General features: G+C 36.1%; 10 protein-coding genes. All 10 read left to right on the plus strand.

Features of this window, described 5'->3' with window-relative positions; all coding sequences use genetic code 11:
• Positions 1-135: 135 nt before the first annotated feature.
• The 10 genes from ABEB18_RS13215 (at position 136) to metH (ending at position 13,798) form a co-directional block, all read left to right on the plus strand.
• Entirely contained in the window at positions 136-849 is a 714-nt protein-coding gene (locus ABEB18_RS13215) for a phosphoadenylyl-sulfate reductase (RefSeq protein WP_438861448.1), read from the plus strand.
• Between the two features lie 86 nt (positions 850-935).
• Entirely contained in the window at positions 936-1,835 is a 900-nt protein-coding gene (gene cysD / locus ABEB18_RS13220; protein ID WP_348799781.1) for a sulfate adenylyltransferase subunit CysD, read from the plus strand.
• 89 nt (positions 1,836-1,924) lie between these two features.
• Positions 1,925-3,169: a sulfate adenylyltransferase subunit 1 gene (locus ABEB18_RS13225; RefSeq protein ID WP_348799782.1), complete on the plus strand. Its 1,245-nt coding sequence runs from the start codon at positions 1,925-1,927 to the stop codon at positions 3,167-3,169.
• 28 nt (positions 3,170-3,197) lie between these two features.
• Positions 3,198-5,288, plus strand: coding sequence for a ferredoxin-like domain-containing protein (locus ABEB18_RS13230; RefSeq protein WP_348799783.1), 2,091 nt, complete (start codon positions 3,198-3,200; stop codon positions 5,286-5,288).
• Positions 5,289-5,294: 6 nt separating this feature from the next.
• Positions 5,295-6,107, plus strand: coding sequence for a uroporphyrinogen-III C-methyltransferase (gene cobA / locus ABEB18_RS13235; protein ID WP_348799784.1), 813 nt, complete (start codon positions 5,295-5,297; stop codon positions 6,105-6,107).
• Between the two features lie 166 nt (positions 6,108-6,273).
• Positions 6,274-6,855 (plus strand): precorrin-2 dehydrogenase/sirohydrochlorin ferrochelatase family protein, encoded by a 582-nt coding sequence (locus ABEB18_RS13240; RefSeq protein ID WP_348799785.1) that lies wholly within the window; start codon positions 6,274-6,276, stop codon positions 6,853-6,855.
• Positions 6,856-6,997: 142 nt separating this feature from the next.
• The gene (locus ABEB18_RS13245) at positions 6,998-8,050 is read left to right on the plus strand and encodes an NAD(P)/FAD-dependent oxidoreductase (protein ID WP_348799786.1); all 1,053 of its coding nucleotides are present in this window, start codon (positions 6,998-7,000) and stop codon (positions 8,048-8,050) included.
• A 349-nt stretch (positions 8,051-8,399) separates the two neighbouring features.
• Positions 8,400-9,401 carry a homocysteine S-methyltransferase family protein gene (locus ABEB18_RS13250; protein ID WP_348799787.1) on the plus strand — a complete coding sequence of 334 codons (1,002 nt, stop codon included), beginning with the start codon at positions 8,400-8,402 and terminating at the stop codon, positions 9,399-9,401.
• Positions 9,402-9,919: 518 nt separating this feature from the next.
• Positions 9,920-10,921: a PDDEXK nuclease domain-containing protein gene (locus ABEB18_RS13255; RefSeq protein WP_348799788.1), complete on the plus strand. Its 1,002-nt coding sequence runs from the start codon at positions 9,920-9,922 to the stop codon at positions 10,919-10,921.
• 195 nt (positions 10,922-11,116) lie between these two features.
• Positions 11,117-13,798 carry a methionine synthase gene (gene metH, locus ABEB18_RS13260; protein ID WP_348799789.1) on the plus strand — a complete coding sequence of 894 codons (2,682 nt, stop codon included), beginning with the start codon at positions 11,117-11,119 and terminating at the stop codon, positions 13,796-13,798.
• Positions 13,799-13,855 lie beyond the last annotated feature (57 nt).

Below are 13,855 nucleotides of genomic sequence, written 5' to 3' on the forward strand. Positions count from 1 at the left end.
CACAACATAATTTAAGGATAAAGTTATACTTGATGTAAAATCTAAAAATAATATTTTGATATTTAGAAATAAGTAGTAAATTTGCAAAGTAATCTAGTAACCCGATAGGGTAATGGATTTTAAAATAAAAAAATAATGATAGATTCAGCAATAGTAAATACTTTATTAGAAAAAACAGCCAATTTCTCGATTGAAGAAACATTGGCTTTTTTAGGTAATGAGTATCCAGGTAAAGTGGTTTTTTCTACATCGTTCGGGCAAGAGGATCAAGTGATTACAGCTTTAATTGCTCAAAACGAATTACCAATAAACATTTTTACATTAGATACTGGTAGGTTATTCCAAGAAACATATGATGTTTTTCATAAGACTTTAAAAAAATACAAAAAGCCTATCGAAGTCTATTTTCCAGAAGCGGCAACAGTAGAAAGTTTATTAAAACAAAAAGGACCAAACAGCTTTTATGAATCGGTAGAAAATAGAAAAGAATGTTGTTTCATTCGAAAAGTAGTTCCGTTACGAAAAGCTTTGTCAGGAAATGCCATTTGGATTACAGGTTTAAGAGCAGAACAATCTGAAAATAGAAATAGTTTAGCTTTATTCGAGTATGATGCAGGTTTTGATATTGTTAAATTTAATCCATTATTAAAATGGACTTTGCAAGAAGTTGAGGATTATTTAGAACAAAACAATGTACCTCAAAACGCATTACATAAAAAAGGATTTGTAAGTATTGGATGCGCACCTTGTACTAGAGCCATTTTTCCTGGAGAAGATATCAGAGCAGGAAGGTGGTATTGGGAATCTAGTCATAAAGAGTGTGGATTACACGGAGAGAAAAAAGAGTAAAGAAAAAGATAAAAGAATAAAGAAGATAGATATTATAATTCAGAGAATTTAAAATCATTAAATCTTTCAATTTTTAAATTAAAAAGATGAGTTCAGTATTAAAAACAAATGCTTTAGAGAGCGAAGCAATTTATATATTCAGAGAAGTAATTTCTCAATTTGATAAGCCTGTATTGCTTTTTTCAGGAGGAAAAGATTCGATTACATTGGTGCGTTTGGCGCAAAAAGCGTTTTTTCCGGCCAAAATTCCTTTCCCATTATTGCACGTAGATACAGGACACAACTTTCCTGAAACTATTGCTTTTAGAGATAAATTGGTTGAAGAATTAGGATTAGAGTTAATTGTTCGTAATGTACAAGATGCTATCGATCAAGGAAAAGTAGTAGAAGAATCTGGGAAATATTCTAGTAGAAATAGTTTGCAAACTACGACGCTTTTAGATGCTATCGAGGAATTTAAATTTGATGCTTGTATAGGTGGTGCTCGACGTGACGAAGAAAAAGCAAGAGCTAAAGAACGTATTTTCTCTGTTCGTGATGATTTTGGTCAATGGGACGAGAAAAACCAACGCCCAGAATTATTCGATTTGTTAAATGGAAAAATTGAAAATGGGCAAAACGTTCGTGTTTTTCCAATTTCAAACTGGACAGAATTAGATGTTTGGAGTTATATCGAACAAGAACAAATTGAAATACCATCAATCTATTTTTCGCACAAACGTAAAGTTTTTTTGAGAGACGGTTTAATTTGGTCACACTCTCCTTTTGTGTACCAAGAAGAAGACGAACAAGTCGAGGAAAGAATTGTTCGCTTCAGAACCGTTGGAGACATGAGTTGTACAGCCGCTGTCGAATCGTATGCTGCAACAATTGCTGAGGTAGTTGGAGAGATTAGACAATCAACCATTTCTGAAAGAGGGGCTCGAATCGATGATAAACGTTCTGAGGCTGCGATGGAAAAACGTAAGCAACAAGGATACTTTTAAACAAGTATTAAGTGAAAAGTATTAAGTATTAAGAAAGTTCGATTTAAGGTTAAAACGTATAACCTTAAAACTTTAAACCAAAATATAAAATGGAAGTTTTAAAAATAGCAACAGCAGGAAGTGTAGATGACGGAAAAAGTACATTAATCGGAAGATTATTATACGATACTAAATCTTTGACGACAGACAAAATTGAAGCAATCGAAAAAAGTAGTAAACAAAAAGGATACGATTATTTAGATTTTTCTTTGGCTACAGATGGTTTGGTGGCTGAGAGAGAACAAGGAATTACAATAGATGTAGCGCATATTTATTTTTCGACTGCAAAAAAAAGTTACATTATTGCCGATACTCCAGGTCACGTAGAATATACACGCAACATGGTTACCGGAGCTTCAACTTCGCAAGTATCTATCATTTTGATCGATGCTCGTAAAGGTGTAATTGAGCAAACTTACCGTCACTTTTTTATCAATAATTTATTGAGGGTAAAAGACGTGATTGTGGCTATCAACAAAATGGACTTAGTAGATTATTCTGAAGAAGTTTTTAATAAAATCAAAGCTGACTTCCAAGCCTTAAACGCTAAGAGTTCATACAAAGAGCAAAATGTAAGTTATATTCCGCTTAGTGCAATCAATGGAGGGAATGTGGCTGATAAGTCAAAAAATATGCCTTGGTACACAGGTCAAACGGTTTTAGAACATTTAGAAGGTTTGCACTCTCATGATGTTTACGAAGTTGGTAAAGCCCGTTTCCCAGTACAAACAGTTATTCGTCCTAAAACAGATGAGTACCATGATTTTAGAGGTTATGCCGGAAAATTGTCAGGAAACAATATCAAAGTTGGCGATGCTGTAACGGTTCTTCCATCTTTGACAGAATCAAAAGTGACGAACATTCACTTTTTTGATAAATCATTTAGCGAAGCTACGGCTGGTTCTTCTATCACAATTGAATTAGAAAATGATATCAATGTGACAAGAGGAGATATGATTGTAAAATCAAGTGAACTTCCAAGAATTGAAAAAGACATTACAACAACTGTTTGTTGGATGGACAGTAAAAAATTAGTTGCTGGAGCTAAATATTATGTGCAACATAATACTAACAGAGTTTTGGCAAAAATTGATAGCGTGAAAAATGTAATCGCAACGGATTATTCTGGTACAACACCAGCTTCTCAATTGGCTATTAACGAAATTGGAGAAGTGACAATTAAATTGAGTAAAGCTATTTATTTTGATGCGTATAACGAAAACAAATCAAATGGAGCCTTTATCTTGATCGATGCTACTACCAACACTACAGCAGGAGTTGGGTTTATAAAATAATTTTTGCAAATAGCCAAAGCTAATAAAAATGGAAAGTTTTAGAACAGAAATAGAAAATCCGATAGTTCAAAAAGAAATTATCGAATTAGAAAAAAAGATTCATTTATTCCGTGGCGGAAAAATTGATGACGAGCGTTTTCGTAGCCTTCGTTTGGCTCGTGGAATCTACGGCCAGCGTCAAGAAGGGGTACAAATGATTCGTATCAAATTGCCTTATGGAAAAGTAACCAGCGAACAATTAAAACGTATCACCGATGTTTCCGAAGAGTATTCTACAGGACGTTTGCATATTACAACTCGTCAGGATATTCAAATTCACTATGTTAGTTTAGATAGAACACCAGAACTTTGGGCAGAATTGGCTAAAAACGATATTACCTTACGTGAAGCTTGTGGTAATACAGTTCGTAATATAACAGGAAGTGAATTAGCAGGTGTAGATGTTAACGAACCTTTTGATGTGACTCCTTATGCACATGGAATGTTTCAATATTTATTGAGAAATCCAATTTGTCAGGAAATGGGACGTAAATTCAAAATTTCGTTTTCTTCTTCAGATGAAGATACTGCTTTGAGTTATTTGCACGATTTAGGATTTATTCCAAAAATTAAAGGTGGGCAAAAAGGATTTAAAGTAGTTTTTGGTGGAGGTTTAGGTTCACAGCCAGCTCACGCAGAATTACTTTCGGAGTTTATTCCGGTAAATCAAATTGTTCCAACTGCCGAAGGAATCATCCGTGTGTTTGATAGACATGGTGAGCGTGCTAAACGTATGAAAGCGCGTATGAAGTTCTTAATCAAAGATATTGGGAAAGATGCCTTTTTAGAATTGGTTGAAGCAGAGAAAAAAGCAATTGCTTTCGAAACTTACGAAATAGATACAACGGCTTTTGAAGGGCCAATTCCTGAGCCTTTATTAGAAGTTCCACAAGTAACAATTGAAGATACAGCTGCCTACGAAGCTTGGAAAAAATCGAATGTAATTGCCCAAAAACAATCGGGTTATTATGCAATCGGAATTAAAGTTCTTTTAGGAGATTTTTACATTGATAAAGCCAGACAATTAGCAGATTTGATTAAAAATTATGCTGCTAATGAATTGCGTTTTTCATTGCGTCAGAATATTGTAATTCGTCACGTAAAAGAAGAAAACTTACCATTCTTTTACCAAGAATTAGCCAAATTAGACATGGTTGCTTTAGGCTACAATTCTTTGGCAGATATCACAGCTTGTCCTGGTACAGATACTTGTAATTTGGGAATTGCCAGCAGTACTGGAATCGCTGATGAGTTAGAGCGTGTTATTAATGCAGAATACCCTCAATATAAAGAAAATCGTGATGTAGAAATTAAAATTTCTGGTTGTATGAATGCTTGCGGGCAGCACAATATGTCAGCAATTGGTTTTCAAGGAATGTCAATCAATTCTGGAAAATTAGTGGCACCAGCATTGCAAGTTTTATTAGGAGGAGGACGCTTAGGAAACGGTGAAGGCCGTTTTGCCGATAAAGTAATCAAAATTCCAAGTAAACGTGGTCCAGAAGCTTTAAGGACTATTTTGAATGATTTTGGAGCTAATGCAAACGGAATGTCATTCTTGAATTACTATGATGAAAAGGGTGAAAAATATTTTTATGAAATATTGAAACCACTTTCAGATGTAACCAATCTTACCGAAGAAGATTTCGTAGATTGGGGAAATGCTGATAACTATGTAAAAGCGGTTGGAGTTGGAGAATGTGCTGGAGTTGTTATCGATTTGGTTGCTACTTTATTGTTAGAAGCCAAAGACAAATTGACATTTGCACAAGAATCATTTGAGGAAGGAAAATGGTCAGATGCGATTTACCACGCTTATTCAGGATTTGTAAACGGTGCAAAAGCATTGTTGCTTTCAGCAAATGAGAAAACAAATACACATGCAGGAATAGTTGATTTATTCGATACTGTTTTTGTTGAAACAAATAAAATAGAATTGGCTACATCGTTCAAAGATTTAGTGTATCAAATCAATCAAATTCAACCATCAGAAGCTTTTGCAAAACAGTATATTCAAGAAGGAATTTCATTTTTTGAAGTAATAGAAAAATACAGAGCCAAAGATTTAGCTGATGCTTAAATTGTAATGAGTCAAAAATCAATACATAATACTATCAACTCCCTCCCTTTCGGGCAGGGCAGGGGTGGTGAACCTCAAGTAACTTTAGTAGGAGCAGGTCCAGGAGATCCAGATTTGCTAACCGTAAAGGCAGTAAATGCTCTTACTAGTGCGAATGTAGTTTTATATGACGCATTAGCAAATGATGAAATATTAGATTATGCTCCAAAAGAAGCCATCAAGATTTTTGTTGGAAAAAGAATCGGTGATCACAGTTATACGCAAGATCAAATCAATCAGTTAATTGTTGATAATGCGCTAACATATGGACATGTAGTACGATTAAAAGGTGGTGATCCATTTATTTTTGGACGAGGAAGTGAAGAAATAGAATTTGTAGAGAGTTTTGGAATACCTACGTTTGTGGTGCCTGGAATTTCGTCATCAATAGCCGTTCCTGCTTACCAAGGAATAGCGTTGACCAAAAGAGGAATTTCTGAAAGTTTTTGGGTAATTACTGGGACAACATCCGATGCTAAATTGTCTAAAGATGTTGCTTTAGCATCAAAATCGTCGGCAACGGTAGTAATTTTGATGGGAATGAATAAACTTTCGCAAATAGTTAATTTGTTCCAAAAGGAATCGAAAGGTGAAACTCCCGTTGCGATTATTCAAAACGGAACAACGGCTAATGAAAAGATTGGAGTAGGAACGGTTGATTCAATTTTGAATGTTGTACAAGAACAAAATTTAAGTTCGCCAGCTATCATCGTCATTGGAGAGGTTGTAAAAGAAAGTAATAAATTAAAAGGGTTCTACGAAGAATTTTTGGTTTCATAGTAGAGACGGGTTTCAAACCCGTCTGTACAAGTAGAAATTGTTCTGTAGAGACGGGTTTTAAACCCGTCTGTACAGGTTCAGTTTTAAACCCGTCTGTACAGGTTCGGTTTTAAACCCGTCTGTACATACAGATAAATTTAAGAACCGATTAAAATAATCAGCAAGAATGGAAAGAAACGAATTATATCCTATTTTTTTAAAACTGCACAGTATCAATGTGTTGATTGTGGGTGGGGGAAACGTAGGATTAGAAAAGTTGTCTTTTATGCTAAAATCGAGTCCAAATGCCAATGTCGAGGTAGTAGCAAAAAAGTTCTTACCAGAGTTGGTTGCTTTAGCCGAAAAGCATCCTTCGGTTACATTGACAAAATCGAAGTTTAAGAAAAAAATGCTCAAGAAACGTCATATGGTGATTGCTTGTACAGACAGTCTCGAAATCAACAAACGAGTTTACGATTTGGCTCATAAACGTTATTTGATTTGCAATATTGCCGATACACCCAATTTATGTGATTACTATTTGGGCGGAATTGTAACTAAAGGAAATGTCAAATTAGCGATTTCGACCAATGGGAAATCACCCACGACAGCTAAAAGACTAAGAGAGTTTTTCGAAGAAGTAATTCCAGAGGATGTCGATAAAATGGTGCAAAACCTCAATGAATACAGAAAAACATTAAAAGGAGATTTCGAAGAAAAAGTTCAGAAAATGAACGAGATTACCGAAGCATTAAAAAATAAAGAATAAGTATTCAGTAGCACCGGGTTTTAGACCGATGAAAAAATAAAGAGTAAAAAACACCAAAGAAAGGAATGATGAAAATTATTGAAAATAGAATAAATTATTCGTTTCTTTGTATTTATTAAGAATCATTATAAATAATTAAAAGATGATCGAAACAGACATACTTATAATTGGAGCAGGACCAACAGGTCTATTTACTGTTTTTGAAGCAGGATTATTAAAATTAAAATGTCATATTCTTGATGCATTACCACAACCAGGAGGACAATTAGCCGAATTATATCCTAAAAAACCAATCTATGATATTCCAGGATTTCCAGAAGTATTGGCTGGAGATTTGGTAAATAACTTAATGGAGCAAATTAAACAATTTGAACCAGGATTTACATTAGGAGAGCGTGCCGAAACTATCGTAAAACAAGAAGACGGAAGCTTTATCGTAACTTCAAACGAAGGAACTGAATTCCACGCCAAAGTAATTGCAATTGCTGGAGGTTTAGGAAGTTTCGAGCCAAGAAAACCATTAATCGAAGATATAGAATTTTACGAAGACAAAGGAGTAAAATACTTTATCAAGAACCCTGAAGAATTCAGAAACAAACGTGTGGTAATTGCTGGAGGTGGAGATTCAGCTCTGGATTGGAGTATCTTCTTGGCCGATGTAGCTTCAGAAGTAACTTTGATTCACAGAAGAAATGAATTCCGTGGTGCTTTAGACTCAGTAGAAAAAGTACAGGAACTAAAAAATGCTGGAAAAATCCACATGATTACACCAGCAGAGGTAGTAGGAATCAACGGAGCAGAGCACGTAGAATCTATCGATTTAGATGAAAACGGAGCACACCGTAATATTGCTTGTGATTATTTTATTCCACTTTTTGGATTAACTCCAAAATTAGGACCTATCGGAGACTGGGGATTAGAAATCGAGAAAAATGCGATCAAAGTAAACAACGCTTTAGATTATCAAACCAACATTCCTGGAATTTTCGCTATTGGAGATATCAACACTTACCCAGGTAAATTAAAATTGATTCTTTGCGGTTTCCATGAAGCAACTTTGATGTGTCAAGCAGCATACCAAATCGTAAATCCAGGTAAAAAATACGTACTGAAATATACTACTGTTTCTGGAGTTGACGGATTCGACGGTACTCGTAAAGAAGCTCCTAAAGCGGTTGTAAAAGCGATAAACTAAAATACAATTTACAATTATATCAAAATAGCCTTATCACTTGCAAGTGGTAAGGCTATTGCTTTACTTTGCAGTTCCAAAATTGTAGCCAGAATTAATTTTGAGCCTAGTCGAAAGGAGGAGCGAAAGATAAGGCATTTTCAGCCAAGATGGATTCCCGCTTTTTGCTATATTTTTTGTGGCGAACACCACCACAAAAAGATGTCGCTACAATCGGGGCTATAGAGCCAAAATTGAGCTTTTTTGGGAATGAAACTAAAAAGATAAGTTGCATAAATATATTGTGAAAACAAGTGGAAAAAAATCTGCTGAATCTGCAAAATCTGCGTGCAAATAAAAATAGAATAAAGTTATGTCAACAATTCAAGAAGCAATCAAAGAAAGAATACTTATCCTCGACGGAGCTATGGGAACCATGTTGCAACGTTATAAATTCTCCGAAGAGGATTTTAGAGGCGAGCGTTTCAAAGATTTTCCACATCCGCTAAAAGGAAACAACGATTTATTGTCTTTAACACAACCCAAAGCCATTGCCGAGGTTCACGCTGCGTATTTTGAAGCCGGTGCCGATATAGTAGAAACCAATACGTTTTCTGGAACTACAATAGGTATGGCCGATTACCACATGGAAGATTTGGTGTATGAACTCAATTACGAATCAGCAAAAATTGCTCGTCAAGTAGCTGACGAATTCACCGCCAAAAATCCTGAAAAGCCTCGTTTTGTAGCAGGTTCTATCGGGCCAACAAACCGTACAGCAAGCATGTCACCAGACGTGAATGATCCAGGCTATAGAGCTGTGACATTTGATGATTTGCGCATTGCCTACAAACAACAAGTAGAAGCTTTGATGGATGGGGGTTGCGATTTGTTGTTGGTAGAAACTATTTTCGATACCTTGAATGCCAAAGCCGCACTTTTCGCCATCGAAGAAGTAAAAGAAGAACGTAATTTGGATATTCCAATCATGGTTTCGGGAACGATTACCGATGCTTCGGGAAGAACCCTTTCGGGACAAACAGTAGAGGCATTTTTGATTTCTGTTTCTCACATTCCATTGTTGAGTGTAGGATTCAATTGCGCTTTGGGAGCCGACTTGCTGAAACCGTATTTACAGACTTTGTCACACAATACATCGTTCAACATTTCAGCGCATCCTAATGCAGGATTGCCAAATGCCTTTGGAGAATATGACGAAACACCAGAACAGACTCAGGTTTTTATTAAGGAATATTTAGAAGATAATTTAATTAACATCATAGGAGGCTGTTGCGGAACAACACCAGATCATATCCGTTTGATGGCTGAAGTTGCAAAGGATTATAAACCGAGGGTTTCAGAGGTGGTGTTGTAAATTAATGATTGAGATTAGTGTAATTTAAATAAATGCAAGAAGATATATTTTTTGTATATCCAGTTTTAAAATTAATTGTTGGGATTTTTTCGTGTTTAGCTGGATTGATTATTTGTTTGAAGAATAAATTCTATAAATATGATACTGATGATATGCTTTTTCCAACTACATTAAAAATATTTATGTCTGGGTTATTATTGATTTTGATTGGAATTTGTGCATTTATTAGTTATTTGATCTGACAGCTAGGATTTGTAATCCGTGTCTGCAAAGAGATTAAAAAATAAAATCACGTAAAATCAGCTGATTTTAACAGACAAAAAATCTGCGTTATCTGCAAAATCTGCGTGAGAAAATAAAAATATTAAATAGCGAAGGTTTTAAAAACCTGATAGCGCGGATTTGCAATCCGTGCCCGCAAAGAGTAAAAAATAAAAATCAAATAGATTCAGATGGTTTTTGCGGATAAAATATATGTGATATCTGCGGGAGAAGAAATAAGTTACAAACAACAATATATGAACCTAGAAAAGCAACCGTATAGCGAACTCATCGATAAAATTGGAGGTTTGTTACAGCAAGGCAGACAGCAAGCTGTGCAATCGGTCAATACTATTTTGGTGCAGACTTATTGGTATATCGGGCAGCATATTGTTGAGTTTGAACAAAAGGGAAGTGAAAAAGCAGAGTACGGAACTCAATTGTTGGACACTCTTTCTAAAGATTTAAGGCAAAGTTATGGTAAGGGATTCAGCCGTTCCAATCTCTTTCAGATTCGTCAGTTTTATTTCAAGTTTCAAAATATCCAGACACTGTCTGGACAATTGACTTGGAGTCATTATATAGAGATATTGAAGTCAAGTAATGATTTAGAGTTAGCTTTTTACAGTAAACAATGCCAACACGAAAGATGGAGTGTTAGGGAACTAAAACGTCAAATGAAGAGTTCTTTGTTTGAAAGATTGGCATTGAGTAAGGACAAAGAAGGAGTTTTGAAATTAGCAAAAGAAGGACATATTGTAGAAAATCCTGAAGATCTTATTAAGGATCCTTTTGTATTGGATTTTTTAAATATTCCAGAACAGCATCAGTATTTGGAAAACGAATTAGAAGAAAAAATCATTTCCAATTTACAGCAGTTCATTATGGAAATGGGAAAAGGTTTTGCTTTTATTGGTAGACAATATCGGATGAGTATTGGCGGAAAGCATTTCTATTTGGATTTACTTTTTTATCATCGAATATTGAAATGTTTTGTTTTGGTGGATTTGAAAAGGGGAGAAATTGATCACCAAGACATTGGACAGATGAATTTGTATCTCAATTATTTTAAAAAAGAAGAAGCTACAGAAGGGGATAATGAACCCATTGGAATTGTTTTAGGCGCACATAAGAATCATATTTTAGTCGAATATGCTACGGATAGCATTACAAATAAAGTATTACTAAGTAAATATCAGTTGTATTTGCCTGACAAAAAAACGCTTCAAAATCAATTGGATAAATTGTTAGAAAATTGATTTATTGGACAACGTTTGCGTGAGGGATAGAAGCGGCATCCTTTTATGAAGCGATAGCGGAATAAAAGATACAGCGGATAGCCCGACCTTTGGGACATGCCCAAAAAAATAAAAATAAAATAGCTTTGTAAAAAGCAAATACTATAAAATAACTCAGAAGCTAAGCCGCTTAGGAACTCAGTAACTCAAAAGAAAATGGCAGAAGTAGAAGCAAGAAGAAATTTGTATTTATCGGGATTAGAACCGTTGATTATTACGCCCGAGAGTGTTTTTGTAAACGTGGGAGAGCGTACCAACGTAACGGGTTCACGAAAATTTCTTCGATTAATAAAAGAAGAAAAATACGACGAAGCACTTAGTATTGCTAAGGAGCAGGTAGAAGGCGGTGCTCAAATCATCGATATCAATATGGATGAGGGAATGCTCGATGGGGAACAAGCCATGGTGCGATTCCTAAATCTGATTGCTGCTGAACCTGATATAGCCCGTGTGCCAATCATGATTGACAGTTCGAAATGGCATATTATCGAAGCAGGACTGAAAGTAGTGCAAGGAAAAGCGGTGGTGAATTCGATTTCTTTGAAAGAGGGAGAAGAGCAGTTTATTCATCACGCTAAATTGATTAAACGTTACGGAGCAGCTGCTATTGTCATGGCTTTTGACGAAGTAGGTCAGGCAGATAATTACGACCGAAGAGTCGAAATTTGCCAGCGTTCGTATGATATTTTGGTGAACAAAGTAGGTTTTCCTCCTCAGGATATTATTTTCGATTTGAATATTTTTCCAGTCGCAACTGGTATGGAAGAGCACCGATTGAACGCTTTGGATTTCTTTAGAGGAACAGAGTGGGTGAGAGCCAATTTGCCACACGCACACATTAGCGGTGGGGTGAGTAACGTTTCGTTTTCGTTCCGTGGAAATGATGTGGTTCGTGAGGCGATGCATTCGGTTTTTTTGTATCACGCTATCAAAGCCGGAATGACAATGGGAATTGTAAATCCGGAAATGCTGACAATTTATGATGATATTCCGAAGGATTTATTAGAATATGTTGAAGACGTAATTCTCGACAGAAGAGATGATGCTACCGAAAGACTTTTGGATTTTGCCGAAAGCGTAAAAGGAGAAGGTAAAACTACAGAGAAAGCCGTTCAGGAATGGCGAAATGGAGATTTTCAAGAGCGTATTACACATGCTTTGGTCAAAGGAATAGACCAGTTTATTGAAGAAGATGTTGAGGAAGCACGACTGGCTGCTACGAAACCAATTGAGGTTATCGAAATCAATTTGATGGCGGGAATGAACGTGGTGGGAGATTTATTCGGAAGCGGGAAAATGTTCTTGCCTCAGGTAGTAAAATCGGCGCGTGTAATGAAAAAAGCCGTGGCGTATTTGTTGCCTTTTATCGAAGCTTCAAAACAAGCGGGTGATAAAGAAGGAAACGGAAAAATCTTATTGGCGACCGTAAAAGGTGACGTTCATGATATTGGTAAAAACATCGTGGGAGTCGTTTTGGCCTGTAATAATTACGAAATTATCGATTTGGGGGTAATGGTGGCGCCAGAAAAGATTATTGCCGAAGCCATCGCACATAATGTAGATATCATCGGATTGAGCGGTTTGATTACACCTTCGTTGGACGAAATGGTGTTTTTGGCCAAAGAATTAGATAAACGAGATATGCAGATTCCAGTGATGATTGGAGGAGCGACTACTTCGCGTGCACATACGGCTGTGAAAATTGCACCTCAATATCGGGCTACTGCCATTCACGTAAATGATGCTTCGAGAGCAGTAACCGTAGCCGGAAATTTATTGGATCAGAATAAAGAAGCGTATATGAATGGTATTCGCGAAGAGTATGATGCTTTCAGAGAAACTTTTTTAAGTCGTACCAGAGAGAAAAATTTCTTGGCTATCGAAGAGGCTCGTCAAAATAAATTCCCAATCGATTGGAATGAGTTTACACCTGTAAAACCAAAAGTAATCGGTAAACAAGTTGTGGAGATTGATTTGGATGAATTAGTACCTTATATCGATTGGACACCATTTTTTCAAACTTGGGAATTGCACGGAAAATACCCTGCGATTTTAACCGATGAGGTGGTGGGCGAGCAGGCAACATCAGTATTCAATGATGCTCAGGAAATGATGAAAGTAATTTTGACCGAAAAGAAATTACAAGCCAAAGGGGTGTATGGGATTTTCCCTGCCAATCAGGTGAATGATGATGATATTCAGCTGTATGATGCAGATGGAAAAGAAATTGAAAAATTCTTGACGCTTCGTCAGCAATCTCAAAAAACTAAAGGCGCGCCGAATATCGCTTTGTCTGATTTTATTGCGCCAAAAGAATTGGGCAAAACAGACTACATGGGAGCATTTTGTGTAACCACTGGTTTTGGTGTCGATGAATGGGCAGATGAATATGTTAAGAACTTTGATGATTACAATTCGATTATGGTCAAAGCCTTAGCAGATCGTTTTGCAGAAGCTTTTGCTGAATATTTGCACGAAAAAGTTCGTAAAGAATTCTGGGGTTATGCAGCAGATGAAACTTTGACCAACGAAGAATTAATCAAAGAAAGTTACAAAGGAATTCGACCAGCACCAGGTTATCCGGCTTGTCCCGACCATTTGGAGAAACCAACCATTTGGAAGTTATTAAACGTTGAGTCAGCAATCGGGGTGAAACTAACCGAAAGTATGGCAATGTGGCCAGCTTCATCGGTTTCGGGTTATTATTTTGGAAATCCTCAAAGTAGGTATTTTGGACTCGGAAAAATAAAAGAAGACCAAGTAAATGATTATGCCAAACGAAGAAATATTTCGGAAGAATTGGCTGTAAAATGGTTAAATCCTAATATTGCAGATTAAATTAGTTAGAAATTCTAAAGTCGTAAAGTCCGAAAGGAAAGACTTTCGACTTTTAAC

This window comes from Flavobacterium adhaerens, from assembly GCF_040045115.1.
GTDB lineage: Bacteria > Bacteroidota > Bacteroidia > Flavobacteriales > Flavobacteriaceae > Flavobacterium > Flavobacterium adhaerens.